Genomic DNA, 24,552 nt, shown 5'->3' on the forward strand with positions numbered 1-24,552 from the left:
TGCGCCACCACCAGTTCCGTGGTGGATGCGCGCCATGCGGATAAACACCCTGATTCTCGGCGCCGGCGCGGCTGGCATGATGTGCGCGGCCCGCGCGGGCGGCAGCACATTGGTGATTGACCACGCCAAGGCGCCGGGTGAAAAGATCCGCATTTCCGGCGGCGGCCGCTGCAACTTCACCAATATGTATGCAGAGGCGAAGAACTACCTCTCTGCCAATCCGCATTTCTGCAAATCGGCACTGGCGCGCTATACCCAGTGGGATTTCATCGAACTGGTAGACCGCCACGGCATCGCCTGGCACGAAAAGACCCTGGGCCAGCTGTTCTGCGACGGCTCCTCCAAACAGATCATCGCCATGCTGGTTGAGGAGATGCGGGCGGCCGGCGCCGACCTGTGGCTGCACACCGCTGTTGAGGCCGTGGAGCGGACCGCAGACGGCTATAACGTCCGGCTGCTGCGCGAGGGCAAGGCGCAGACCGTCACCTGCCGCAACCTGGTGCTGGCGACCGGCGGCAAGTCGATCCCCAAGATGGGCGCCACTGGCCTCGCCTATGACCTTGCCCGCCAGTTCGGACTTGAGGTGACAGAGACCCGCGCAGGCCTGGTGCCTTTCACATTCCCCGACGGGCGGTTCCAGCCGCTGGCGGGCGTCTCGCTTCCTGCGCGTCTCAGTAACGCGCGCACCTCCTTCGACGAAGCGCTCTTGTTCACGCACCGCGGCCTTTCCGGGCCTTCGGTGCTGCAGCTCTCCTCCTACTGGCGCGAGGGCGAGGAGATCACGGTCAACCTGATCCCGGAAACGCCGCTTTATGCTCTCCTGCGCGACCAGCGTCAGACCGAAGGCCGCCGCGACCTGACAACCGAACTTTCCCGCCACCTGCCCGGCAAGCTGGTGGATTTCCTTGCCCCGCAGCTGGGCCTCAAGGGCCGCCTGGCGGACCAGTCCGACGCCGCGCTTCAAGGCTTAAGCGAAGCCCTGCAAACCTGGCATCTGCTGCCCGCCGGCACCGAGGGCTACCGCACCGCCGAAGTCACCCTAGGCGGCATCTGCACCGATGACCTCTCCTCCAAAACCATGGAGGCCAAGGCCGCCCCCGGGCTCTATGCAATCGGCGAAGCAGTGGACGTGACCGGCTGGCTCGGCGGCTACAATTTTCAATGGGCCTGGGCGTCGGGCCATGCCGCGGGCACCGCCATCGCCGCCAAAGGCTGAACTCGGCTTGACTTCCGGCAATGCTCCGCTCATATAGTTATCATGATAACTTAAATGGAGCGTGCCATGACTTCCCCATTTCAATTAGTCGCCAAAATCACCCCGAAGCAGGAGCACATGCAGGATGTGCGCCAAAGCCTGCTGGACATTCTGGAGCCGACCCGGGCCGAACCGGGCTGCCTGAAGTTCCTGCTGGCCGAAGGCCGCGATGGCGATTGCTTCTATCTGGACGAAGAATGGGCCAGCGACGACGCCTTGGCGGCGCATTACGCAGCAGATTACATCACGCCGGTCTTCGCCAAATACGAGGCTTGGCTTGCCGCCCCGGTGGAAATCCACAAGATGACCCCGCTGGCCTGACGCGAATGTTCTTCCTCAAGGACCTGCCATCGCAGCAAATGGTCGGCACCTATGCCGAGGCTTACGGTGCCGACCCGGCCCATATCAGCGGCGCGCTTCTGATGATGCGCCGCGCCAGCCTTCTGATCCGCAGCCTGGAAGCCTTTTTCGCAGCACAAGGCCTGTCCCAGCTGCGGTTCCTTGTGCTGATCGTGATCGACCGGGAACCGGACCGCGACTGGCTGAGTCCAAACGAGATCGCCGAGCGCATCGACGTGTCCAAACCGGTGATGACCCGCACCCTGCAATCGCTGCAGAAAGACGGGCTGATAACCATATCGGCAAGCCCTTCCGACGGGCGGTCAAAAAAGGCCAAGCTGACAGCAGAAGGCCGCCACCGGCTCAAAGAGACTCTTCCCGGCTACTTCAAGATTTTGTCACAGGAAATGTCCAAAGGCTGAGTTGCTGGGTTTTCCTCTTGGGCGAGAATGAAATCCTCCTTCTCTCAATTCAGCCTTCACCCGGCGAATTCTGCCACCTCCGCCAGCAGCCAGCTGCGGAAGGCTGCTATGGCCGGGGCATCGCGGCGCGCCTCCGGGTAAACCAGCCAGACAGAGATATCATCCTCCGTCACCAGATCGAACGGCTGCACCAGCGCGCCGCTGGCAATCAGGCCGCGGGCATAGGCCGGTGTCAGCAAGCAAGCGCCCTGGCCCGCAAGCGCCGCCTGCACTTCCAGCATCTGGGTGCCCAGGCTGTGCTGCTCCGCCGGTTTTGGCGGCGCCACCCCCGCAGCCCGGAACCACAGGGCCCAGGCCGGGTCGCCGGCATCCACCCGCGGAACCCGCAGCAGGTCGGCGGGGTCTCTTATGGGGCCATAGGCCTCCATCAGCGCAGGCGTCATCAGCGGCGCATAGCTGCCGCGGATCAGCAGGTCCGCCGCCAGCCCCGGCCAGCTGCCGCGCCCGGCCCGGATCGCGACGGTGGCCTCCCCCGCCAGCAAGTCCGCCACCCTCGGATTGACGTCCACCCGTGTGGTGATGCCCGGATGCGCGACCTGAAACTGCCCCAATCGAGGCGCCAGGATGAAGGCCGCAAAACTGGTGAGGGTGCTGATCACCAGCTCCTCGCCGCCGCCGCGCAGGTCTGCCCAGCCTTGGCGCAGCAGGTCCAGAGCCTCGGCAGCATGCCGCTGCAACAGCTTGCCCGCGGCCGTGGGTTCCACCCCGCGCGGCAACCGTTTGAAAAGGGGCTGGCCGGCCCGGTCCTCCAGCAGCTTGATCTGGTAACTGACCGCGGCTTGCGTCATCGCAAGTTCCTCCGCCGCGCGGCTGAAACTGCCCAGCCTGGCCGCGGCCTCAAAAACGCGCACCGCCTGCAGCGGCGGCAAGGGAGTTACAGAGCGTTCCATAAAGGGAGCTTATACCAGCACCGCTGAGATTCAATTGGTCATTGGCGCAGCAAGCGCCCACATCTTGTTCATACAGAACAAGGATTGCCATCATGGCTGAATTGCTTTCGCAGATGAACCTCTGGCACGTTATCAATGGATTTTTTGCCTCTCCCCGCCGCCGGGGCGATCAGGCCAGCCAAACCGCCAGTCAACAGCTGGCCCGCAGGCGGCTGAGCCACCTGCCCGAGCACCTGCTGCGGGACATCGGCCTGTGAGTCGACCAGTGAGACTGGCTCAGGAAGTCGGCCGGGGCATCCTGCCCCGCCGACTTTGCTCATTCCCCGATGAACACCTTGTTGCTCGGCGTCACGCCGCGGGTATAGGTGCAGAAGGTGTCATGCGCCTCGGGAGTGGTGGTGTGGATCTTGATATTGGTGATCACCTCCACCGCGCCGAACTCCAGGCAGGCTTTCTCTGCCTGCTTGACGATCTCCAGCAGGTGATCCAGCTCCCCCTTCATGGTGGTTTCCATCGCTCCCACCTGGAACGGCACGCCTGCGGATTTCACCACGGCAATCGCCGCATCCACCGCCTCAAAGTTGTTGCCCTCGCGCAGCCGCGGAATGACCTGAAATGCCAGCATAACGGTGTTTTCTGTTGAAGAGCCTGCGGTCATGCCTGTTTCCTCCTGCGGCTTAGCCAAGCCGCGATTTCACTTCTGAAACGAAATCATCGCCGCGCTGCTCAAAATTGTCGTACTGGTCAAAGCTTGCAGCGGCGGGTGCCAGCAGCACCGTATCACCGGCCTCAGCCTCCTCCATGGCGCGCTCCACCGCTGCGGCCATGGTGGTGCAGACTTCCGCCTCCACGTCCAGCTGCAGCGCGAACCCTGCCGCCTCGCGGCCGATCACATAGGCCTTTTGCACATTACCGGTCTGCCCCTTCAGCGCATCCAGCCCGCCGTCCTTTTCCAGCCCGCCGCAGATCCAGCGGATGTTCTTGAAGGCGCTCAGCGCCTTCACCGCGCTGTCCAGGTTGGTGGCCTTGCTGTCATTCACATAGCGCACGCCATCTGCCTCGGCGATGGTCTGGCTGCGGTGCGGCAAGCCCGGGAAGGTCGCCATCGCCTCGCCGATCAGCCGCGGCGCCAGTCCCAGGGTGCGCGCCGCAGCATAGGCCGCGCAGGCGTTCTGGTGATTATGCGCGCCCGGCAGGCCCATCATCTCACGCAGGTCGACCGAGGCCGCCTGCCGCCCCTTGCGGTACTCGCTCAGGAACCCTTTGCGGGCAAAGACCTGCCAGCCCGGCCCGGTCAGCTTGCGCGCGGCGGACACCCGGATCACCCGGTCGTCCCCCAGCCCTTCGGACAGCTGGCCCGCCAGGAACAGCCCCTCATCCTCGTCGATGCCAATGACCGCGCGGTCCGGCCCGCCTTCGGCAAAGAGGCGCCGTTTGGAAGCGAAATAGCCGCCCATGCCACCATGCCGGTCCAGATGATCGGGCGACAGGTTGGTGAAGACCGCCACATCCGGGGTCAATGCGCGGGCGAGTTCGGTCTGATAGCTGGACAGCTCCAGCACCACAACGCCGCCCTCGCCCGGCGGGTCGATGTCCAGCACGCCGCGGCCGATATTGCCCGCCAGCTGGCTGTCGCGGCCCGCCTCCTGCAGGATGTGGTGCAGCAGCGCCACCGTGGTCGACTTGCCGTTGGAGCCTGTCACCGCCACCACCTTGGGCGGCTGCTCAAACATCTGCCACTCAGCATCAGCAAAGGAGAGGAAGAACAGCCCGATGTCATTGTCCACCGGTACGCCCGCCTCAATCGCCGCGCGGATCACCGGGTTGGGCTTGGGATAGAGATGCGGAATGCCGGGTGAGGTGATCAGCGCCGCCACATCGTCAAAGGCACCGGCTTTATGCAGGTCGCGGCAGTCAAAACCTTCTGCCTCAGCTGCCTCGCGCGCGGCCGGGTTGTCGTCCCAGCACAGCGGCACTGCATCGCCTGCCCGCAAGGCCCGTGCGGTTGCCAGGCCCGATCGCCCCAGACCCAGCACAGCAACTTTCGCGCCTTCATAACCTTTGACCGGGATCATCACCTGCCCTCCCATATGTCTATTGCCAGAACCGCTATCCGATCCCGCAGGCCTTTGCCAGTGCCGTCAGATTGACAAGCCGCGGCCCTTGCCGGAGATTCCGCGCAAATCAAGAAGGAAGGATTGCCCCTTGGCTGCGGATATGCAGGTTTTGCTAAACCGGATCAGTGCTGAAATGCAGAGCCACACCGACCGCGGCGCCGTCGCCAGCTATATCCCGGAGCTGGGGCAGGTTGATCCCAACCAGTTCGCCATCGCGGTGGCCACTGCCGATGGCGGCCTGTTCCACGCGGGCGACGCGCTGACCCGGTTTTCCGCCCAAAGCATCACCAAGGTCTTCACCCTCGCCATCGCGCTGGGGCGCGCAGGCGACCAGCTGTGGAACCGGGTCGGGCGCGAGCCCTCGGGCACCGCCTTCAATTCCATCGTCCAGCTGGAGCATGAGCGCGGCCGCCCTCGCAATCCCTTTGTCAACGCAGGCGCCATCGTCACCACGGATGAGCTGCTGGCCGGCCGCGCGCCCAAGGAAGCGCTGGCGGAAATCCTCGCCTTCATCCGCGCCGCTGCAGGGGACGAGGACATCCACATCAACAAGGCGGTGGCCAGCTCGGAAACCCGCCACGGCCACCGCAACTTTGCCCTTGCCAATTTCCTGGCATCTTTCAGCAACCTCAAAAACACGCCAGAGAAAACACTGGGCACCTATTTCCACCAATGCGCCACTGAACTGACAACAGTACAGCTGGCCAAGGCCGGCCGCTTCCTGATCGGCGGTGGTGCGAAACCGGTGCTGGTGTCGCAAGGCAGGGTACGGCGGCTCAATGCGCTGATGCTGACCTGCGGCCATTACGACGGCTCGGGAGAGTTCGCCTATCGCGTCGGCCTGCCCGCCAAGAGCGGGGTTGGCGGCGGCATTCTGGCGATTGTGCCGGGCAAGGCCAGCATCGCGGTCTGGTCGCCGGGGCTGGACCACAACGGCAACTCCAAGCTTGGTACTGAGGCGATGGAGGTTTTGGCGCGCGAAATGGACTGGTCGGTGTTCTGAAGGCCGCGCGGGTGTTGCGTACCCACCGTACGCTGCCCTCACCGCATCTTCACTCCGTCAGGTTAGTCTCCAAGCGTTGCAACGCGAAGATCAGGAGACCGGCCCCCTCAGACCACCTCTTCATTGGGTGCAGGGCGGGCCCGCATAGGCCGATAGACGGGCTCAGCCCCTTGGCAAGTGCTGTCCGATGCTCCGCCCCTCCGGCGGCGCCGCCTTCTTCCTCAAAGACAAACCGCCCTCAGCAGCAGCCCCGGGCGGTTCAATGAAATGAGAGTTCAAACTGCCCCGCCGGCGTGACGGCGCGGCAGCCAAACGGCGTGTCTTAGCGCACTTTCAAGGTCGCCAGCCCGATCATCGCCAGGATCAGCGAGATGATCCAGAAGCGGATCACGATCTGCGGCTCGGCCCAGCCCTTCTTCTCGTAATGGTGATGGATCGGCGCCATCAGGAAGACCCGCCGCCCGGTGCGCTTGAAGTAGAGGACTTGGATGATCACCGACAACGCCTCGACCACAAACAGGCCGCCGACGATGGCCAGCACCAGCTCGTGCTTGGTGGCAATGGCGATTGCGCCCAGCGCGCCGCCCAGGGCCAGCGAGCCGGTGTCGCCCATGAACACCGCCGCAGGCGGCGCGTTGTACCACAGGAAGCCGAGGCCGGCACCGAACAGCGCTGAGCAGAAAATCAGGATCTCGCCGGTGCCCGGCACGTAATGCACGTCCAGATACTCGGTGAAGTCGACGCGGCCCACCGCATAGGCGATGACGCCCAGGGTGCCTGCCGCGATCATCACCGGCATGATCGCCAGACCGTCCAGGCCATCTGTCAGGTTCACCGCATTGGCAGCACCAACCACCACGCAGATCGAGAACGGCACATAGAAGATCCCGAGATTGATCAGCGTGTCCTTGAACACCGGCAGAGCCAGATGGTTTTGCAGAGGTTCCGGATGATAGGCTGCAGCCCAGATCGCCGCTATCACCGCAATCATGATCCCCAGCGCCAGCCGGACCTTGCCGGGCACGCCCTTGGTGTTCTGCTTGGACACTTTGGCGTAATCATCGGCAAAGCCGATTAGGCCGTAGGCCAGTGTCACGAACAGCACCAGCCAGACAAAGGGATTGTCCCAGCGCGCCCACATCAGGGTTGCGGTCAGCAGCGCGCCGACCACCAAAAGGCCGCCCATGGTCGGGGTGCCTGCCTTGGAAAAATGCCCCTCCGGCCCGTCATCGCGGATCGGCTGGCCCTTGCCCTGGCGCTTGCGCAGCACGTTGATCAGCGGCTTGCCGAACAGGAAGCCGAAGATCAGCGCGGTCATGAAGGCGCCGCCTGCGCGGAATGTGATGTAGCGGAAGAGGTTGAAAACATCCCCCCCGTCCGACAAAGCGGTCAGCCAATAGAGCATCTGAGCCCTTCCCTCGTTCTTTACGCGTTTTCTTGTGTGGGGGTGGAGTGACCCATTTCGCGGATGCCGTCAACAATCCTGGCCAGTGCCATGCTGAGCGATCCCTTGGCGAGCACGATGTCGCCGCCGCGGATTTCATCACCCAGGCCGGGCACTGCCTCGGCGCTGGATTGATACCAGCCGCCGCGTTTTTCCTCCGGCAAGGCATCATGCAGCGCCTGCATCAGCGGGCCGATGCAGTGGATCCTGTCGATGCCCTGCACCGCATCCAGACCGGCCAGCCCGGCGTGAAGCTCCGCCTCCTGCGGGCCAAGCTCCTTCATGTCGCCGACATAGGCGATCCTTCGCCCCTGCCCCGGCGTGGCCGCCAGCACCGCCAGCGCGGCCGCCATCGAGGTCGGATTGGCGTTGTAGCTGTCGTCCAGCAGGGTGATGGCACCGCCTGACAGCCGGACAGTCTCGCGCACGCCGCGGCCCTTGACCGGCGACCACAGGGCGAGGCTTTCAACGGCTTTAACCGGATCAGCACCCAAGGCTTCGACACAGGCCAGAGCGCCCAAGGCATTCATCGCAAAATGGGCGCCAAGGGATTGAATATGCAGCTCAACTTCGCGCCCCGCGGTGGTGGCGCGGGCAACGGTCTCCTCGCCCTCGATCCCGGCAGACATCAGGGCGTAATCGGTTGCGCTTTCGCCAAACCAGCGGGCGGTTGCGCCCAGGTCCGCGGCCACATCCCGCAGCACATCGGCCTCTGCAATGTCGGCGTTCAGAACCGCGACGCCGCCGGGCTCCAGCCCTTCCATGATCGCGGCTTTTTCGCGGGCGATACCCTCAACGTTTTCAAACGCCTCCAGATGCACTGCGGCCACGGTGGTCACCATCGCCACATGCGGGCGCGCCTGCTTTGCCAGCGGCGCGATTTCGCCGGGGTGGTTCATGCCGATCTCGATCACCGCAAACTCGGTATCGCGCGGCATCCGCGCCAGCGTCAGCGGCACGCCCCAGTGGTTGTTGTAGCTGGCCACCGCAGCATGAGTGCGGCCCTGATCGCTGAGCATCCGCGCCAGCATTTCCTTGGTCGAGGTCTTGCCGACCGAGCCAGTGACGGCAACGACCTTGGCGTTCGTGCGGGCGCGCGAGGCACAGCCCAGGGCCTCCAGCCCCGCCTGCACGTCCTCAACGATCAAGAGCGGCGCATCCGCAGGCACCCCATCCGGAACGCGGGACACCAGTGCGGCGCCTGCACCCTTCTCCAGCGCCTGCGCCACGAAGTCATGGCCGTCGCGCGCGGCTTTCAACGCGACAAACATGTCGCCGGGTTCGATGGTGCGGGTGTCGATCGACAGGCCGGAGACAGCCCAGTCCCCTTGTGCCTTTCCGCCAGTGGCGGCGGCGGCCTCAGATGCGGTCCAAAGGGTCATGCGATCCTCCCGTCCAATGCTGCCACGGCAATGCTGGCCTGCTCCACATCATCAAACGGCAGCACCGTGTCGCCGACGGTCTGACCGGTCTCATGCCCCTTGCCGCAGACGATCAGCGCATCACCCGCCTGCAGCATGTCAGCGCCGCGCAGGATCGCCTCGGCGCGGTCTCCGATCTCAATGCAATCCGGCGCGCCGCCCTTGACCGCGGCGCGGATGATGGCCGGGTCTTCGCTGCGGGGGTTGTCGTCGGTGACGATCACCACATCGGCGTTCTCATGCGCAGCCTGCCCCATCAGCGGCCGCTTGGTGGTGTCGCGGTCGCCGCCTGCGCCGACAATGGCAATCAGCCGGCCCAGCACATGCGGGCGCAGCGCCTTGATGGCGCTGGCAACGGCATCCGGCGTATGGGCGTAGTCGACAAACACGGCAGAGCCGTTGTCGCGCGATGCCGCCAGCTGCATCCGGCCGCGCACGGTGGTCAGATGCGGCAGGGTTTCAAACACCCGCTCCGGGTCCTCGCCGCCGGCAATCACCAGCCCGCAGGCGAGCAGCACGTTTTCCGCCTGGAAGCCGCCGATGAGGTTCAGCCGAACCTGATACGGCTTGTCATGCCAGGAGAACCGCACGTCCTGCCCGGTGCCGTCATAGCGCATGCCCATCAGGTTCAGATCGCCAAGGCCCCGGCCAACCGAAATCACTTCCTGCCCCCGGGCAGCGGCCACGGCACGCATCTCGGCGCCGCGCGGGTCGTTCATGTTGATGACGGCCACGCCCTCATCCGGCAGCACCCGGCGGAACAGGCCCGCCTTGGCGGTAAAATAGGCGTCGAATGTCTCGTGGTAGTCCAGATGGTCCTGGGTGAAATTGGTGAAGCCGGCAGCCGCCAGTTGCACCCCGTCCAGACGCCGCTGATCCAGCCCGTGCGAGGAGGCCTCCATCGCCGCATGGGTAACGCCTGCCTCTGCCGCGGCGGCCAGCGCGCGGTGCAGAGTGACGGGTTCCGGTGTGGTATGGGCCAACGGGTAGCTCCAGGCGCCTTCGATGCCGGTGGTGCCCATGTTGACGGCCTCATGGCCCAGCTCGCTCCAGATCTGGCGCACAAAGGTCGCAACAGAGGTCTTGCCGTTGGTGCCGGTCACTGCCACCACGGTCTGCGGCTGGCCGCCGAACCACAGGGCGGCGGCATAGGCCAGCGTCTGGCGAGGGTCTTCGACAACCACCAGGGCGGCGTGGCTTTCGTCCAGCACCTTGGCGGCGATTTCCGCCCCTGCGGCATCCGTCAGGATCGCAGTTGCGCCCTTATCCAATGCGCCCGGAATGAACTTGGCGCCATGCATCTGGCTGCCCGGCAGGGCGGCAAACAGGAAGCCTTCGCGCACTTCGCGGCTGTCCACTGCCAGTCCGGAAATCTGCGGGTCAGCGCCGCCGCGGGCAGTAAGCCCCAATTGGCTCAGTCTCAATTGGTTCTGGGGCTGGTCTGGTCTGCTGCTGCTCATGGCGGCCCTCACCTGTGTCAGTTCGAGGTGAGGGTTATACCAGTCACCTCTGCGGGTTCAACTTGCGGACGCAGCCCCAAGAGCGGCGCGACACGGCCGATCATCTCAGCCGCCACCGGGGTGGCGGTCCAGCCTGCGGTGCGGCGCTCCTCGCCGTGGGCGATGATGGAGGGCTCGTCCAGCGTCACGATCAGCACATACTTGGGGTCATGTGCCGGGAAAATAGAGGCAAAAGTGGCAATGACCTTGTCATCATAATAGCCGCCGCGGGGCTTGGGCTTGTCAGCGGTGCCGGTCTTGCCGCCCACCTGATAGCCTTCAACCTCGGCAAAAGAGGCGGTGCCTTCGCTGACCACCTTGCGCAACATCTTGCGCGCGGCCCTGGCAGATGCCTCGCTCATCACCCGCTGGCCCAGCTGCGGCGCGGTCTGTTTCAGAATCGTCGGCGCCACGTAAAGGCCGCCATTGGCCACCGCCGCATAGCCCGCCGCCAGATGCATCGGCGTGGTAGAGATGCCGTGGCCGTAGGAGATGGTCATCGCAGACAACTCCGACCAGTTGGCGGGCAGAAGGGGCTTGCCGCCAGCAGCCTCAGAAATTTCAAACGGCGTCGGCTCCAGCATTCCCATCGTTTCGAGGAAGCTTTTCTGCCGTTCCACCCCGATCTGCTGTGCCAGCCGCGCGGTGCCGATGTTGGAGGATTTAACGATGATCTTGGTCACCGACATCTCGTTTCCGTAGTTGCGGAAATCGCGGATCGCAAAGCGGCCCCAGCGCAGCGGCCCGCGGGTGTCAATCACGGTGTCGGCGTTGACCAGGCCCAGGTCCATCGCCTGCGCGGCGGTGAAGATCTTGAAAGTGGAGCCGAGCTCATACACGCCCTGCACCGCGCGGTTGAACAGCGGGCTGTCAGAGGGGTCAAAGCCGGAGGTCGGCGGGCGCGGCCGGTCGTTGGGGTCGAAGTCCGGGAAGGAGACCACCGAGATCACCTCGCCGGTGTGGGCATCCATCAGGATCGAGGTTGCGCCTTTGGCGTTCATCAGCTTCATGCCGCCATAGAGCACCTGCTCCGCCGCCGCTTGCACGGTGAGGTCCAGCGACAGCTGCAGCGGCTTGCCCGCGTTGGCGGGATCGCGCAGGTAATCGTCGAACTGGCGCTCGACTCCGGCAACGCCGATCACCTCGGCGGCGTTCACGCCTTCCTTGCCGAAACCGGCCCCGCCCAGCACGTGAGCCGCCAGGCTGCCGTTTGGATACAGGCGCATCTCGCGCGGGCCGAACATTAGGCCGGGATCGCCGATGTCATGGACGGCCTGCAGCTGCTCAGGGCTGATTTTCTTCTTCACCCACAAAAACTTGCGCTTGCCGGTGAAATCCTTGATCAGGCGCCCGCGGTCGAGATCGGGGAAAATCTCCACCAGCTTTTCCGCGGCACCGATTGGGTCGATCATCTGCGGCGGCTGGGCATAGAGAGAGTGCGTTTCAAAATTGGTGGCCAGCAGGCTGCCGTTGCGGTCAACGATATCGGCGCGCTGCGCGGCGATGGCTGCGCCGGGGACGCTGGCGACGGGCTCGGCCGGTTCCGACACTGCGGTCATGCCCATGCGGGCGATGATGGCGCCGAAGGCGCAGACGAAAAACAGGCCCAGCACCAGGAGCCGCCCTTCGGAGCGCTGGCGGGCCTGCACCTGCATTTCCTGATGGCGCAGGGAGATGTTTTCTTCTTCGATCACATCCGGGTTTTCACCGCTTGCGCGGGCGTGGAGGATGCGGGCCAGCGGGCGGAGCGGCGTGCGGATCATGGCTGGCTCCCGTCTGAGTTCTGGCCGGCATTGAGGCCAGAGACTTCGACCTCGTTGGTGATCTCCAGTTCCGGCGGCGCCGGGTAGGAGACCTCGTCCACGCGGCCGAACTGATCCGGACGCAGCGGCAAGAGACCGAGGCTGTCGAAGTTGATGTCGGCCAGATCGCGCAGGCGCTGCGGCCGGTTGAGATAGGCCCATTCGGCGCGCAGCACACTCAGACGGACCTGCGCCGCGCCGATTTCACGCTGCAGCGCGCGGGTGTCTTTCAGCACCTGCTGGGTGGCATAGTTTTCGCGGTAGGCCCAGAAGGCGAGGCCGAAGACGGCCAGGCAAGTTGCGGCATACAGCAAAGTCTTCATTTGCGCGCCTCTTTCAGCTGCGGCATTCCAAGTTCCTTGGCCGAGATTGGCCCGGGTTCAGCATCGGTGCGGCGCCCGACCCGCAGACGGGCGGAACGGGAGCGCGGGTTTTCGGCCAGTTCCTGATCGTCCGGCCCCACCGCCTTGCGGGTGACCAGTTCGAACTGTGACGGCGCTTCTTCCTGCTCCGGCGCCCAGCGGTTTGCGCGGCCGGTCTTGCCTGCGCGGTGCTGGAAGAAGCGTTTGACCATCCGGTCCTCGACCGAGTGGAAGGTGACAACCGCCAAGAGCCCGCCGGGCTTCAGCGCCCGTTCAGCGGCCAGAAGACCCTCGAACAGTTCCTCATATTCGGCGTTCACCGCGATGCGCAGGCCCTGAAAGCTGCGGGTCGCAGGGTGCGACTGGCCGGGCTTGGGGCGCGGCAGGCAGCTTTCGATGATTTTGGCCAGGCGCAGGGTGGTCGTGATCGGTTCGATTGCCCGTTCTTTTACAATCGCCTTGGCAATGCGGCGGCTGGCGCGCTCCTCGCCGTAGTGGAACAGGATGTCGGCGATCTGCGCCTCGTCCAGTTCCGCGATGAGGTCGGCAGCGGAGGGCCCGGATTGCGACATGCGCATGTCCAGGGGGCCGTCTTTCATGAAGGAGAAACCGCGTTCAGCAAGGTCCAGCTGCATCGAGGAGACGCCAAGGTCCAGCACCACGCCGTCGAGGTCCTGCGCGTATTCATCCATGCGGGAGAACACACCGGGTTGCAGGATCAGACGGTCGCCGTACTCCCCAGCCCAGGGTTTTGCCAGTTCAAAGGCCAGCGGGTCACGGTCCACGCCGATCACCTGCTCTGCACCGGTCTCCAAGAGGCCGCGGGTATAGCCGCCGGCGCCGAAGGTTCCGTCAAGCCAGCGGCCCGAAACCGGCGCCACGGCTGCAAGCAGCGGGCGGAGGAGAACCGGAATGTGGGGACCATTGGCAGCTGTTTGGTCCTGGGTCATGTCTTAAGCGCCCCCGGCGCCGTCTAGGAATTCCATTGGATCGAAGCCCTCTGGCAGGTCATCCATCCACTCTTCGGCCTGGGCCAGCTCTTCCTGCTCGTAGGTTTCCGGCTTCCAGATCTGGAAGGTGTCGCCTGCGGCGATGAAGAAGGCCTCTGCCTCAAGATCGATCTTCTGTCGCAGCTTGGCCGGCAGCACCAGGCGGCCGGTCTCGTCCACGTTGGTCGGGAACGACTGGCCGTGGAACATGCGCTGCAGCATCTTGCGCTGCATCGAGCCGCGCGGGAGCTGGTCGATCTTGGCGTCGACCTCCTCGATCGCCTCTATAGTATAGCATTCCAGGAAGTTGCGGCGCTGGTCTCCGTAGACGATCACCAATTCGGGGTTCTGGCCGGGCTGCCAATTGGGGTCGGCGGCCTCCAGCACACGGCGAAAGGAGGCCGGTATCGACACCCGCCCCTTTGTGTCCACCTTGTGGTGGCTTTCGCCTCTGAACCTGCGGCCCAATTTCCCGTCCTTTTCGCGCGTCCCTCGCGTTAATCCGTCCCCCAGAATGAAAAGGGGCGGGTTGATCTGCTGCCACTGATCAACCCGCCGCCTTGGCCCGCTTTGCGGGATGTCCGACTGCACGCGCCACCTGGGGGGATGTCTGCTCGCCCGCGCGCCGGATCTCTTGTTCGATGAAAGCGAAGGCCTGTATGAAACCTGCTTGTTTTGTTTTTGGCTCTGGGGTCGTTTGGCGCCCCGTCCCTCGTCTCATCCGATGAACTAGGGATACTATGGGAATTGATGGTCCCGCAACTGTTTTTTGCGGGAAATCGCCGAAGCCTTGACAAGGAATCCGCAGATTCGGGCAAGATTCGCAGTCAAATTGGGGCAAAATCCGGAACCACTAGTGAGTAAACTCAGCGCAAACACTAGATATAGATACAGATTGCAGAGGCAATTTTTTTCCCATACTTTCCCGCGACTTTGCAGGTCCTGCACCCATGATTCAGAATGTTCCCGGTACGTTCAGGCCCGGCAATCAAAAAAAGCGCCAAAAACACCCTGCGTAAGCGTTTCAACACCGAGTGATTCGCAACTTCAAGGGGTGCACTGCGGGAATGGGCCATGATTTCCCATGCTGCCCATGATTTCCCGCAGTTCCCATGCTTTCCCACCAGCCCCACGCACCGCCACCTGTCCCATAGGCTCCCACCCGGCGCAGCAAGTGCCATGCAGTCCCATCTCAGGCGGGCAATCCCATCTGCGCCCAAAGCAGCAGAGCTCCCTGCCCCGCCAGCAAGACCCGCCGCGTCGGCAAGCCGTGGATCAACTCCGCCACGCAAAAGGCCCGCCAAAACGGCGGGCCTGTCAGAAAAGCCTCACTATATTAGTGGCGGACCGGTGCCTCAGGCCATGCCGCCGCCGATCAAGCCTTCGGCGATGCGGGCATATGCTTGGGCCATCATCCCATCCCCCGCTGCAATAGGCGTGCCGCTGTCGCCGGCCAGCCGCGTCTCCAGGTCGATGGGCAAGGCGCCCAGGAGAGGCAGACCCAAAGTCTCTGCCTCAGCCGCCACACCGCCGCGACCGAAGATGTGATGCTCGCCGCCGCAGTCAGGACAGGTGAAGAAGGACATATTCTCAATCAGCCCCAGCACCGGGGTTTTCAGGGTGCTGAACATATCCATCGCCTTGCGCGCATCCAACAGCGCCACGTCCTGCGGGGTGGAGACAACGATGGCACCGGTCAGCTCTGCCTTGGTGCAGAGCGTCAGCTGCACGTCGCCGGTCCCTGGCGGCAGGTCGACGATCAGCACGTCCAGCTCACCCCAGTTCACCTGCCCCAGCATCTGCTGCAGCGCGCCCATCAGCATCGGGCCGCGCCAGACCACCGCCTTACCCTCCTCCAGCATGAAACCGATCGACATCAGGGTGACACCATGGGCGTGCAGCGGTTCGATGATCTTGCCGTCCGGGCTGGCAGGCCGTCCCTTGGCGCCCATCATCCGGGGCTGGGAGGGACCGTAGATATCTGCATCCAGCAACCCGACCTTGCGGCCCTGTTTGGCCAGCGCCACGGCAAGGTTCGAGGACACGGTGGACTTCCCCACCCCGCCCTTGCCGGAGGCAATCGCCAGGATACGCTTCACCCCTGCAGGCTTCAGCGGCTCCGCCTGCGGTTTCGGGTGGCCGCCGACCTTGAGGCTGGGGGCGGGCTGCTGGGGGGCATGGGCGGTCAGTGCGGCGGAGACGGTTTCAACGCCTTCCAGCGACTGCACCGCGGCCTCGGCGGCCTTGCGCAGCGGCTCCATCAGTTTGGCGATCTCGGGGCTTGGCGCCTCGATTACAAAGCTCACCTTGCTGCCCTCAATCCGCAAGGCCCGCAGCATGTCGCGCGACACCAGGGTGCCGCCGTCCGGCAGCGCCAGCCGCTCCAGCACCGCGTGAATCTGTTCCTGTGTGACACCCATGGCTGCTCTCCTGCGTCAATTCCGGCCCATATATATGTGTGTGCCCGCGCGCAGGGAACCCGGCCTGCGCCTTTGCCGCATCTGCAGGGAGGCGGATATGTCAATCCGCAGCCGCACAAGCCCTGCGCCGAGCGCGGGCGGATGCCCGAAAATTATACAGGCGCATAACGAACTGCTGAAAATCTCGTCCAATAACAAAGGTCTACCCTGCGTCACCCATGCACATGCCGCATAGCAGCAATGACGAAGCACGGGATTGTGCATCCGCAGCATATCCTTAAATTGTCATTCAAGAAATGCCACAGCGGCACACGACGAGACGGTTAGACGAAGGAACAGAACGATGGCAGCAGCACAACAGATCTCCGCGGTGAGCTTTGCATCCCCGCTTGGCTTCCTGGATGCCCTGCTGGTCAAGTTCGTCCGCTACCGCCTGTACCGCCAGACCGTCAATGAGCTGTCTGCGCTGACCGCCCGCGACCTGGCAGACCTGGGCCTGAACCGGTCTGAAATCAAGCGCGTCGCCTACCAGGCGGCTTACGAGAACAACTGAATAGAGATCAGGCTCCTTCTCCTCCTCCCTTAGAAGAGCCTGTCTTCTGCGGCGGCATCCTCCTCCTCCCTGATGCCGCCGCACCCTATACCGGCCGAAAGCCGGGCTTGGATCACCGGGTTCTCCTCCTCCCTGATACCCGGTGTTTGACAGAACGGCGGTGCCCCTCCTCCTCCCTGGGCGCCGCCGTTTCTTATTTTTGGGCCAGGTTTGCCGCGTGCTGGCCGGAGCCCTGACGTTTTCCCGCTATCCCTTTCTTGCATCTGCTGATTTTATCGCCGGCATATGCAGCAGCGATTTGCGGGACCGGTGTCATGAAATTCATTCATCTGACAGATATTCACCTGATGGCACCGGGGGTGCCGCTGAACGGCAGCGATCCCGCAGAGAATCTCGGCCGGGTGCTGGCGGATATTGCCAAGTGGCACGCGGACGCCGCGTTCTGCGTGATTTCAGGCGATCTGGCGGATGAGGGCGATCCCGCGGCCTATGGCTGGCTGCAGGAGCAATTGGCGGCATTCCCGCTGCCAACGTTTCTGATGCTGGGGAATCATGATGTGCGGGAGAACTTCCTGGGTGTCTTTGCAGATCACCCCCGCGATTCTGGCGGTTTCGTGCAGCACAGTCACGCGGCGGGTGGTGCCAGGTTCCTGTTTCTGGACACCCTGACCGGCGGGCCGGGTGTCCATGATGGCGAGTTGTGTGCACAACGGCTGGCTTGGCTGGAGGCGGAGCTGGAGCAGGCCGGGGAAACACCGGTGTTCCTGTTCCTGCACCATCCGCCGTTTGACATCGGTCTGCCCTATGTGGACGACATCAAGCTGCGCGATCCGGAGGCGTTTTACCGCGCCTTGCAGAAGGGGCGGAACATCCGGCATATCTTCTTTGGCCACATTCACCGGATGACCTATGTGAATTGGCGCGGCTACAGCTTCACCTCACTGCCCAGCACCAACCACCAGATCCCTCTGGTGCCGGAGCGGGCTGGCAGCGAGTACAGCGTCGAGCCGATGGCCTATGGGGTGGTGCAGATGAGCGGCGACCAGGTGACGGTGCATTTTGACGCTTACCTAGACCGGCCCGGACAAGAGGCCGCATCCTAAGTGGAGCTGCTGTGGATCCTGCTGGTGCTGCTGTCGGCGGTCACCCATCCGCTGCGCGACCTTGCGCTGAAGGGCGTGGCGCATCCGGTGTCCTGTTACACAGGGGTGTGCCTGTCGTGGGTGGTGTTTGCCGCTGCGCATATGGCGCTGGCGGGGCAGCCCCCTGCCCTGCCCGCCGGGCTCTGGCCTTTGGTGCTGGCCTCGGCGCTGGGGCTGACGATTTACTACTACGGCACCTTGTCGGCCCTGCGGCGGGGCAACCTGTCGGCCTACTACCCGATTGTGCGCTCCTCGCCGCTGGCAATCGCGGCGTTCAGCTGGCTGGCGCTGGACCGCAGCTATACCGGTGCGGCCCTTTTGGGGATGGGGCTGATCATCTGGGCCGGGCTGATGATCCAGAAGGGCAAGGGGCGGTTGCTGGATGACCCGCGCGCCTTTGCCATGGCGGCGATGGCGATGCTGGGGTCGGCCGCCTATTCGATTTCAGATGCCGCTGCGATGCAAGGCACCGCCAGCGCGCCGTTTCTGTTCTGGACCTATATCCTGGTGACGCTGGCGATGGGGGCCTTGCGCGCCTGGGAGGACCGGGGCCAATCCGCGCCCCTTCTGGGCGTGGTGCGCGGCTGGGCACAGCACCCCTGGCGCATCCTGTTTGCGGGGCTGTCGTCCTATCTATCTTATCTGCTGATCTTGCGGGTATTTCAGCTGGGCGCAGAGGCCGCGGCGGTCAGCGCGGTGCGGCAGGTATCGATCCCGGTGTCGGTGATCCTGGCGGCGCTGGTGCTGAAGGAGCCGCGCGGCCTCAGCCGTTTGGGCTGGGCGGTGCTGATCGCCGCCGGCATTGCGATGATTGCGCTGCGGTGAACGCGGCGGGGCGGCCCCCGCCGCTCGTCAGAACGGCACGTCGTCGGTGGCTGTGACGAATTTGGCCACCACTTTCTTGGGGCCTGCCTTCTCGAAGTCCACTTCCAGCTTGTCGCCTTCTATGCCGGTGATGGCACCGTAGCCGAACTTCTGGTGAAACACCCGCTCCCCCATCGTGAAGCTTGAGGTGGCGGTGAGGTCAATCACCGTGTTCTTGCTCTCCTTGGGCTGGGACATGCCGTACTGGCCCGCGCGGGCCTGCATCCGTTTCCAGCCGGGGGAGTTGTAGCCGTCCGCCTGCGCCACCTTTTCTTCGATGGTGGACCGGACCTGCCCTGCCGCCGGTGCGGCGGCGCCATAGCCGCCGCCGTAGAGGCCCGGTGGGGTCAGCACCTCGACATGCTCTTCCGGCAGTTCGTCAATGAAACGCGAGGGCAGCTGCGATTGCCATTGGCCGAATACCCGGCGGTTGCCGGCAAAGGAGATGGTGCAGATCTGCTCTGCCCTTGTGATACCGACATAGGCCAGGCGGCGTTCCTCCTCGAGGCCCTTGAGGCCGCTTTCGTCCATCGAGCGCTGCGAGGGGAACAGCCCGTCCTCCCAGCCCGGCAGGAAGACGGCGGGGAACTCCAAACCCTTGGCGGCGTGCAGGGTCATGATCGAGACCTTTTCGTCCGCGTCCTGCTTGTCGTTGTCCATCACCAGGCTGACGTGTTCGAGAAAGCCTTGCAGGTTCTCGAAGCTTTCCAGCGCTTTCACCAGTTCCTTGAGGTTTTCCAGGCGGCCCGGGGAGTCGGGGTTCTTATCGTTCTGCCACATGGTGGTGTAGCCTGACTCGTCGAGGATGATCTCCGCCAGCTCCATATGGGTGATGTCCGCGTCACCCGCCATGCGGCCCCAGCGGGCAATGCCATCGACCAGTTCCCGCAGCTTGCCTGCGCCCTTGCCCTTGATATGGCCGCCTTCAACTGCCAGACGGGCGCCTTCAACCAGCGAGACGCCGTTCTCGCGGGCAATCATCTGGATGGTCTGCTGCGCCTTGTCGCCTAGGCCGCGTTTTGGCGTGTTGACGATGCGTTCAAACGCCAGACCGTCATCAGGTGAGACCACAACGCGGAAATAGGCCATGGCGTCACGGATCTCCATCCGCTCATAGAAGCGCGGGCCGCCGATCACCCGGTACGGCAAGCCGATGGTCAGGAAGCGGTCCTCGAACGCGCGCATCTGGTGGGAGGCACGGACCAGAATGGCCATGCTGTTGAGGCCGATCGGTGACTGGCCGCGGGTGCCGCGCTGCATCGATTCAATTTCTTCGCCGATCCAGCGGGCCTCTTCCTCGCCGTCCCAATGGCCGATCAGCCTGACCTTTTCACCGTCGCCGGCATCGGTCCACAGCTCCTTGCCCAGACGGCCGGCATTGCCGCGGATAACATTCGAAGCCGCCGCCAGGATGTGGCCAGTGGAGCGGTAGTTCTGCTCCAGCCGCACCACCATGGCGCCGGGAAAGTCCTTTTCAAACCGCAGGATGTTGCCAACCTCGGCGCCGCGCCACCCGTAGATCGACTGGTCGTCGTCACCGACGCAGCAGACGTTTTTATGGGCGCCGGCCAGCAGCCGCAGCCAGAGGTACTGGGCGACGTTGGTATCCTGGTATTCGTCCACCATGATGTAGCGGAACCAGCGCTGGTACTGCTCCAGCACGTCCGGGTGGTTCTGGAAGATCGTCACCATGTGCAGGAGCAGGTCGCCGAAATCAACCGCGTTCAGCTCCAACAGCCGCCTTTGGTACTGACGGTAAAGCTCTACGCCCAGATGGTTGTAGGCAGCGGCATCTGCAGACGGCACCTTGTCCGGCGTCAGCGCGCGGTTTTTCCAGTCGTCGATGATGTTCGCCAGCATTCGCGCGGGCCAGCGCTTGTCGTCGATGCCTGCGGCCTGGATCAGCTGTTTCAGAAGCCGGATCTGATCATCGGTATCCAGAATGGTGAAGTTGGATTTCAGATGAACGCCATGTCCATCGGCCTGTCTCCTGACAGGTTCCGGCTGCGGCGGCATTGGCACGGGACCATGATCATAAGCATCCAGCCCACTGGCATTTAATTCTGAAACACCCGGCTTTGGGCGAGAATCCGTCTTCTCCGAAAGGCAAATAAGTTCCGCATGGCGGCGCAGCAGTTTCACGCAGATCGAGTGGAAAGTGCCAAGCCAGGGCATCCCCTCGACCGCCTGCCCCAGCATGCCTCCGACGCGTTCTTTCATCTCGCGCGCGGCCTTGTTGGTGAAGGTGACCGACAGGATCTCGTTCGGGCGCGCTTTGCCGGTGCTGAGAAGATGCACGATGCGGGTGGTCAGCGCCTTGGTCTTGCCGGTGCCGGCGCCGGCCAGCATCAGCACCGGGCCGTCGAGGCATTCAACCGCCTCCCGCTGGGCTGGATTCAGCGAGTCCATATACGGCATCGGCCGCGCGGCCATGGCGCGGGACGACAGCGATGCGCCCTCGAAGGCGTCCATTTCGTCAAAACTGCTCATGGCCGTGATCCTAGCGTGATTCAGGTCCGGCGGAAAGAGGACGTTCACAGTCTGTTCACTTGTCCGCCCGTAGTATCCGCGCCCTGCGTCAAGACCTGCTTTCACTTGCATTTTGCCTATTCGGCACAAGCGCAGGGCGGCATCTTCATGTTCTGTAAAGGCTAACGCGCAATTCTAGCGCAAACGCCTATTGCTTGAGGACTACTATGACACAGGGGACGGCCTGGAAGCTGACATCCAAGCTCAAAACATTTTCAATGCTGCCGCTGCTGCTGGCGGCGGCCGGCCTGAGCGCCTGGGCGGTCTATTCTGTGCCGGCTCCTATCGTGGACCGGATGCTGGAAGCGGACCTGCGCAAGCAGGCCGACACCTGGCGGCGGGCGGTTCTGCTGCATCTTGAAAACAGCAAGGATGCCTTTGTGCTGGGTGATCTGGATGAGCAAGACCAGGAATACCTGGGCCTGGTGCCGGAAACCTCGGATGTGTACCGGCTGAAACTGTTTGAGGCGGATGGCACCATCTTCTGGTCGACCCGGCCCGAGGAAATCGGTGAGCGCAACACCAAGCCGTATTTTCAGTCTGTCGTCTCGCAGGGACTGGTCTATTACAAGCACGAGGAACGGCCCGCGACAGAGGTGGACGGGCTGCGCACCGCAGCCAATGCGGACGGATCGATCCCGGAACGCGAGGTGGCCGAGGTTTATTCCCCGGTGCTGCACGACGGCATTTTCATTGGCGCCATCGAGTTCTATTCGGACATCACCGATATCCGGAACACCTTCATTACCCGCGTCCGGATCTCGCTGGCCCTGATTTCGCTGGTAACAGTGGCAGCAATGACCATCGTGTCGGTTGTTGTTTTCAAGACCAACCGCCGCAGCCTACGGCAGGTCGAAGAGCGTTCCGCCCGCGATCAGGAGGCGATGGCGAACCAGCTGCAGCTGGCGCGCGAGGTGAAGCTGCTGGGCGAACTGAACGAATGGCTGCAATCCTGCCGCTCCCTGGATGAGCTGTTTGACATGGTGTCGGAGTTCATGGGCCATCTGCTGCCCGACGCGGAGGGCAGCATCTATGTGTTCTCCAATTCGCGTGATGTGCTGGATGGCTGCTCCAGCTGGAACGGCGGAAGCCACAAGGACCATATCCAGCCGGGCGAGTGCTGGGGGCTGCGCCGCGGGCGCACCTATGAGTTCGGCGCCTCGGAAGTGGAGTTCACCTGCGAACACGCAGAGCCGCATGACGGGCGCCCCTATTTTTGCTTTCCGATTCTGGCGCATGGTGAGACAGTGGGCCTGATGCATCTGCGGGCACGGCCTAGCCGGGCCGGGGATTTTACCGGCTGCAAGCAGCTGGCGCAGATGTGCGCCGAACAGATCAGCATGGCAATTGCCAACGTGAAGATGCGCGATCAACTGCATGACCAATCGGTGCGCGATTCTCTGACAGGGCTGTTCAACCGCCGCCACATGACCGAGTCCTTGCGCAAATTCGTCGGCGCCAGCCAGAGCAGCGGCAAGCCGCTGAGCGTGGTGTCGATCGACGTCGACCACTTCAAGAAATTCAACGACAACCACGGCCATGATGCAGGTGACATGGTTCTGCGCGCTGTTGGCGCCGCGATGGAGCAGGCCTGCGATGGTGACGAGGTGGCCTGCCGCCCCGGCGGTGAGGAGTTCGCGCTGCTGCTCCCGGGCGTGAGCCCGGAAGATGCGGTCACCAAGGCGGAACTGCTGCGCCAGGCGATTGAGGATGTGGTGGTGCGCTACGGCGAAAAGGCGCTGCCGCGGATCTCGATCTCGCTGGGGGTGGCCCATTACCCGGCACATGGCACCATGCCGCAGGATCTGCTGCGCGCTTCGGATGAGGCGCTGTACGAGGCCAAGGCCAAAGGCCGCAATCAGGTCTGTGTGGCCGACGGCGCCAGCCCCCTGCCCCGCAATCCCGCAGCACTGCCTGCTGCCGCCATCTCTGCGGATGCGGAGGATCGAAAGAAAGGCGCGGCGTAAGCCGCGGCTGGCCGCCGGCGCCCGATGCAGGTGCCGGCGCTTTTCCTTGCACAATCCCCTGCGGCGCGTACCAATGCGCAGATGGATCTGCATCAGACGTATCCCGGCCTGGATGACCTGAAGCGCCGCGCACAGCGGCGGCTGCCCAAGTTTGTCTGGGAATATCTGGACAGCGGCACCGGCTTAGAGGCCGCCAAGGCGCAAAACCGTGCCGGTCTGGACCGGATCGGCATGCTGCCCTCGGTGCTGCACGGGCCGCTGGAGGCGGATCTGACCGTTGAACTGCTGGGCACCACACACGCCTTCCCCTTCGGGGTCGCTCCTGTCGGCATGTCGGGGCTGATCTGGCCGGATGCTGAGGGCATCCTGGCCCGCAGCGCCAGGACGGCTGGCATTCCCTATTGCCTGTCCACCGTTGCCAGCCGGTCGCCTGAGGATCTGGCGCCGCATCTGGGGGCAAATGCCTGGTTCCAGCTGTATCCGCCCAAGGATGAGGGCATCCGAGCCGACCTGCTGAAGCGGGCGAAGGACGCCGGGTTCCGCACCCTGGTTCTGACAGTGGATGTGCCAGTGGCGTCGCGCCGGGAACGGCAGACGCGCTCAGGCCTGACACAGCCGCCGCGGCTGACACCCCGCCTGTTGGCGCAAATCGTCATGCGCCCTGCCTGGGCGCTGGGAATGGCGCGGGCTGGCATGCCGCATATGCGGACACTGGACAAATACACCAGCGGCGATCAGGCCAACCTGCCGCCAACAGCGCATATCGGATACCTGCTGCGGACCTCTCCGGACTGGGCCTATGTCGACTGGTTGCGGAGCAACTGGGACGGACCGTTTATCATAAAGGGTGTACAGCGGGCCGCGGATGCGCAGCGACTGCAGGAGGCGGGCGCGGATGCAATTTGGCTGTCCAACCACGGCGGCCGCCAGTTCGACGGCTGCCCGCCGGCCATCAGCCTGCTGCCGGAAGTGCGGGATGCGGTGAGCGTGCCGGTGATCTTTGACAGCGGCATCGGGGGCGGGCTGGACATTCTGCGGGCGCTGGCACTGGGGGCGGACTTCATCATGCTGGGGCGCGCCTTTCACTATGCGCTGGCCGCCCTGGGAGAGGCCGGGCCGGCGCATTTGATCAGCATCCTCGCCAAGGATCTGGAGGCCAACATGGGCCAGCTGGGCCTGCCCGGCCTGGCCGAAGCGCGCGGTTTGCAAATCCGTCACCTGGGCTGATTGCGCGCCCTGTCGGCGCTTTTTGCGCCAATTCGGATGAATTGCGCCAAAATGACGCATCCGCAGCGTCATTTTGCGCTGCGCCGCAACAAAAAAAGTTACAAAAGCATGCTGCACGTGCAGAATTTCTGCAGAATCTGCAAATGTTAGCGCCAAGCAACGCGATAAGTTGCAAAGTCAGGATCCCCCGAAAACGCGGCCAGAAAGGAAAGGACAAGCCGCTTGAGAGCGCAATCATGCCGGAAAT

General features: G+C 63.8%; 22 protein-coding genes. 10 read left to right on the top strand and 12 right to left on the bottom strand.

The features are described from left to right. The first annotated feature begins 34 nt into the window (after positions 1 to 34). The 3 genes from RA26_RS02730 (at position 35) to RA26_RS02740 (ending at position 2,016) form a co-directional block, all read left to right on the top strand. Positions 35 to 1,216: an NAD(P)/FAD-dependent oxidoreductase gene (locus RA26_RS02730; RefSeq protein WP_039180008.1), complete on the top strand. Its 1,182-nt coding sequence runs from the start codon at positions 35 to 37 to the stop codon at positions 1,214 to 1,216. Between the two features lie 66 nt (positions 1,217 to 1,282). Next, complete coding sequence (locus RA26_RS02735; protein WP_039179353.1) at positions 1,283 to 1,576, top strand: putative quinol monooxygenase; 294 nt, start codon at positions 1,283 to 1,285, stop codon at positions 1,574 to 1,576. A 5-nt stretch (positions 1,577 to 1,581) separates the two neighbouring features. Next, positions 1,582 to 2,016, top strand: a complete 435-nt coding sequence (locus tag RA26_RS02740; protein ID WP_039179356.1) for a MarR family winged helix-turn-helix transcriptional regulator — start codon at positions 1,582 to 1,584, stop codon at positions 2,014 to 2,016. Positions 2,017 to 2,072: 56 nt separating this feature from the next. Here the strand turns inward: RA26_RS02740 and RA26_RS02745 are convergent, their stop codons facing one another. Beyond that, entirely contained in the window at positions 2,073 to 2,966 is an 894-nt protein-coding gene (locus RA26_RS02745) for a LysR substrate-binding domain-containing protein (RefSeq protein WP_039179359.1), read from the bottom strand. A 92-nt stretch (positions 2,967 to 3,058) separates the two neighbouring features. Here RA26_RS02745 and RA26_RS22585 point away from each other — a divergent pair, with 92 nt between their 5' ends. Continuing rightward, entirely contained in the window at positions 3,059 to 3,223 is a 165-nt protein-coding gene (locus tag RA26_RS22585; RefSeq protein ID WP_152612549.1) for a DUF1127 domain-containing protein, read from the top strand. Positions 3,224 to 3,282: 59 nt separating this feature from the next. On the opposite strand, the gene RA26_RS02750 is transcribed toward RA26_RS22585, so the two are convergent. Both RA26_RS02750 and murD read right to left on the bottom strand, forming a co-directional pair. Further along, on the bottom strand, positions 3,283 to 3,624 hold the full coding sequence (locus RA26_RS02750) for a thiamine-binding protein (RefSeq protein WP_039179362.1): 342 nt from the start codon (positions 3,622 to 3,624) through the stop codon (positions 3,283 to 3,285). Positions 3,625 to 3,643: 19 nt separating this feature from the next. Then, entirely contained in the window at positions 3,644 to 5,041 is a 1,398-nt protein-coding gene (gene murD / locus RA26_RS02755) for a UDP-N-acetylmuramoyl-L-alanine--D-glutamate ligase (protein WP_039179365.1), read from the bottom strand. Positions 5,042 to 5,183: 142 nt separating this feature from the next. Here murD and RA26_RS02760 point away from each other — a divergent pair, with 142 nt between their 5' ends. Continuing rightward, positions 5,184 to 6,086: a glutaminase gene (locus tag RA26_RS02760; protein ID WP_052272286.1), complete on the top strand. Its 903-nt coding sequence runs from the start codon at positions 5,184 to 5,186 to the stop codon at positions 6,084 to 6,086. Positions 6,087 to 6,408: 322 nt separating this feature from the next. Here RA26_RS02760 and mraY read toward each other — a convergent pair whose 3' ends face one another. The 8 genes from mraY to RA26_RS02800 all read right to left on the bottom strand — a co-directional run bounded on the left by mraY (position 6,409) and on the right by RA26_RS02800 (position 16,023). Further along, positions 6,409 to 7,491 carry a phospho-N-acetylmuramoyl-pentapeptide-transferase gene (gene mraY / locus RA26_RS02765; protein WP_039179370.1) on the bottom strand — a complete coding sequence of 361 codons (1,083 nt, stop codon included), beginning with the start codon at positions 7,489 to 7,491 and terminating at the stop codon, positions 6,409 to 6,411. Positions 7,492 to 7,511: 20 nt separating this feature from the next. Continuing rightward, positions 7,512 to 8,912, bottom strand: coding sequence for a UDP-N-acetylmuramoyl-tripeptide--D-alanyl-D-alanine ligase (locus RA26_RS02770; protein WP_039179373.1), 1,401 nt, complete (start codon positions 8,910 to 8,912; stop codon positions 7,512 to 7,514). Beyond that, positions 8,909 to 10,411 (bottom strand): UDP-N-acetylmuramoyl-L-alanyl-D-glutamate--2,6-diaminopimelate ligase, encoded by a 1,503-nt coding sequence (locus RA26_RS02775; RefSeq protein ID WP_039179376.1) that lies wholly within the window; start codon positions 10,409 to 10,411, stop codon positions 8,909 to 8,911. Before RA26_RS02775 ends, RA26_RS02770 begins: the two co-directional genes overlap by 4 nt. A 17-nt stretch (positions 10,412 to 10,428) precedes the next feature. Then, positions 10,429 to 12,213, bottom strand: coding sequence for a peptidoglycan D,D-transpeptidase FtsI family protein (locus RA26_RS02780; protein WP_039179378.1), 1,785 nt, complete (start codon positions 12,211 to 12,213; stop codon positions 10,429 to 10,431). After that, positions 12,210 to 12,575: a cell division protein FtsL gene (gene ftsL / locus RA26_RS02785; protein ID WP_039179380.1), complete on the bottom strand. Its 366-nt coding sequence runs from the start codon at positions 12,573 to 12,575 to the stop codon at positions 12,210 to 12,212. The genes RA26_RS02780 and ftsL overlap by 4 nt, the downstream gene beginning before the upstream one ends. Next, on the bottom strand, positions 12,572 to 13,564 hold the full coding sequence (gene rsmH, locus RA26_RS02790; RefSeq protein ID WP_039179383.1) for a 16S rRNA (cytosine(1402)-N(4))-methyltransferase RsmH: 993 nt from the start codon (positions 13,562 to 13,564) through the stop codon (positions 12,572 to 12,574). The genes ftsL and rsmH overlap by 4 nt, the downstream gene beginning before the upstream one ends. 3 nt (positions 13,565 to 13,567) lie before the next feature. Next, complete coding sequence (mraZ, locus tag RA26_RS02795; protein WP_082015735.1) at positions 13,568 to 14,071, bottom strand: division/cell wall cluster transcriptional repressor MraZ; 504 nt, start codon at positions 14,069 to 14,071, stop codon at positions 13,568 to 13,570. Between the two features lie 887 nt (positions 14,072 to 14,958). After that, entirely contained in the window at positions 14,959 to 16,023 is a 1,065-nt protein-coding gene (locus tag RA26_RS02800; RefSeq protein ID WP_039179384.1) for an Mrp/NBP35 family ATP-binding protein, read from the bottom strand. A gap of 343 nt (positions 16,024 to 16,366) precedes the next feature. Between RA26_RS02800 and RA26_RS02805 the strand changes: the two genes are divergently transcribed. The 3 genes from RA26_RS02805 to RA26_RS02815 all read left to right on the top strand — a co-directional run bounded on the left by RA26_RS02805 (position 16,367) and on the right by RA26_RS02815 (position 18,543). Next, the gene (locus tag RA26_RS02805; protein ID WP_039179387.1) at positions 16,367 to 16,576 is read left to right on the top strand and encodes a DUF1127 domain-containing protein; all 210 of its coding nucleotides are present in this window, start codon (positions 16,367 to 16,369) and stop codon (positions 16,574 to 16,576) included. Positions 16,577 to 16,890: 314 nt separating this feature from the next. Further along, complete coding sequence (locus RA26_RS02810) at positions 16,891 to 17,679, top strand: phosphodiesterase (protein WP_039179388.1); 789 nt, start codon at positions 16,891 to 16,893, stop codon at positions 17,677 to 17,679. Further along, a complete protein-coding gene (locus RA26_RS02815; RefSeq protein WP_039179392.1) occupies positions 17,680 to 18,543 on the top strand; it encodes an EamA family transporter in 864 nt (287 codons plus the stop codon). Between the two features lie 27 nt (positions 18,544 to 18,570). On the opposite strand, the gene RA26_RS02820 is transcribed toward RA26_RS02815, so the two are convergent. Then, positions 18,571 to 21,072, bottom strand: a complete 2,502-nt coding sequence (locus RA26_RS02820; RefSeq protein WP_039179395.1) for an ATP-dependent helicase — start codon at positions 21,070 to 21,072, stop codon at positions 18,571 to 18,573. A 206-nt stretch (positions 21,073 to 21,278) separates the two neighbouring features. Between RA26_RS02820 and RA26_RS02825 the strand changes: the two genes are divergently transcribed. Further along, positions 21,279 to 23,078, top strand: a complete 1,800-nt coding sequence (locus RA26_RS02825) for a sensor domain-containing diguanylate cyclase (protein ID WP_039179398.1) — start codon at positions 21,279 to 21,281, stop codon at positions 23,076 to 23,078. Positions 23,079 to 23,159: 81 nt separating this feature from the next. Beyond that, positions 23,160 to 24,305, top strand: coding sequence for an alpha-hydroxy acid oxidase (locus RA26_RS02830; protein ID WP_039180011.1), 1,146 nt, complete (start codon positions 23,160 to 23,162; stop codon positions 24,303 to 24,305). Positions 24,306 to 24,552: the final 247 nt, after the last annotated feature.

The sequence above is a fragment of the Leisingera sp. ANG-M7 genome, from assembly GCF_000813965.1.
Taxonomy (GTDB): Bacteria; Pseudomonadota; Alphaproteobacteria; order Rhodobacterales; family Rhodobacteraceae; genus Leisingera.

Bases quoted from the DNA above. Each gene is read 5' to 3' on its own strand.
- RA26_RS02730 (WP_039180008.1), top strand. From the start codon at position 35: ATGCGGATAAACACCCTGATTCTCGGCGCCGGCGCGGCTGGCATGATG.
- RA26_RS02735 (WP_039179353.1), top strand. From the start codon at position 1,283: ATGACTTCCCCATTTCAATTAGTCGCCAAAATCACCCCGAAGCAGGAG.
- RA26_RS02740 (WP_039179356.1), top strand. From the start codon at position 1,582: ATGTTCTTCCTCAAGGACCTGCCATCGCAGCAAATGGTCGGCACCTAT.
- RA26_RS02745 (WP_039179359.1), bottom strand. From the start codon at position 2,966: ATGGAACGCTCTGTAACTCCCTTGCCGCCGCTGCAGGCGGTGCGCGTT.
- RA26_RS22585 (WP_152612549.1), top strand. From the start codon at position 3,059: ATGGCTGAATTGCTTTCGCAGATGAACCTCTGGCACGTTATCAATGGA.
- RA26_RS02750 (WP_039179362.1), bottom strand. From the start codon at position 3,624: ATGACCGCAGGCTCTTCAACAGAAAACACCGTTATGCTGGCATTTCAG.
- murD (WP_039179365.1), bottom strand. From the start codon at position 5,041: ATGATCCCGGTCAAAGGTTATGAAGGCGCGAAAGTTGCTGTGCTGGGT.
- RA26_RS02760 (WP_052272286.1), top strand. From the start codon at position 5,184: ATGCAGGTTTTGCTAAACCGGATCAGTGCTGAAATGCAGAGCCACACC.
- mraY (WP_039179370.1), bottom strand. From the start codon at position 7,491: ATGCTCTATTGGCTGACCGCTTTGTCGGACGGGGGGGATGTTTTCAAC.
- RA26_RS02770 (WP_039179373.1), bottom strand. From the start codon at position 8,912: ATGACCCTTTGGACCGCATCTGAGGCCGCCGCCGCCACTGGCGGAAAG.
- RA26_RS02775 (WP_039179376.1), bottom strand. From the start codon at position 10,411: ATGAGCAGCAGCAGACCAGACCAGCCCCAGAACCAATTGAGACTGAGC.
- RA26_RS02780 (WP_039179378.1), bottom strand. From the start codon at position 12,213: ATGATCCGCACGCCGCTCCGCCCGCTGGCCCGCATCCTCCACGCCCGC.
- ftsL (WP_039179380.1), bottom strand. From the start codon at position 12,575: ATGAAGACTTTGCTGTATGCCGCAACTTGCCTGGCCGTCTTCGGCCTC.
- rsmH (WP_039179383.1), bottom strand. From the start codon at position 13,564: ATGACCCAGGACCAAACAGCTGCCAATGGTCCCCACATTCCGGTTCTC.
- RA26_RS02800 (WP_039179384.1), bottom strand. From the start codon at position 16,023: ATGGGTGTCACACAGGAACAGATTCACGCGGTGCTGGAGCGGCTGGCG.
- RA26_RS02805 (WP_039179387.1), top strand. From the start codon at position 16,367: ATGGCAGCAGCACAACAGATCTCCGCGGTGAGCTTTGCATCCCCGCTT.
- RA26_RS02810 (WP_039179388.1), top strand. From the start codon at position 16,891: ATGAAATTCATTCATCTGACAGATATTCACCTGATGGCACCGGGGGTG.
- RA26_RS02820 (WP_039179395.1), bottom strand. From the start codon at position 21,072: ATGAGCAGTTTTGACGAAATGGACGCCTTCGAGGGCGCATCGCTGTCG.
- RA26_RS02825 (WP_039179398.1), top strand. From the start codon at position 21,279: ATGACACAGGGGACGGCCTGGAAGCTGACATCCAAGCTCAAAACATTT.
- RA26_RS02830 (WP_039180011.1), top strand. From the start codon at position 23,160: ATGGATCTGCATCAGACGTATCCCGGCCTGGATGACCTGAAGCGCCGC.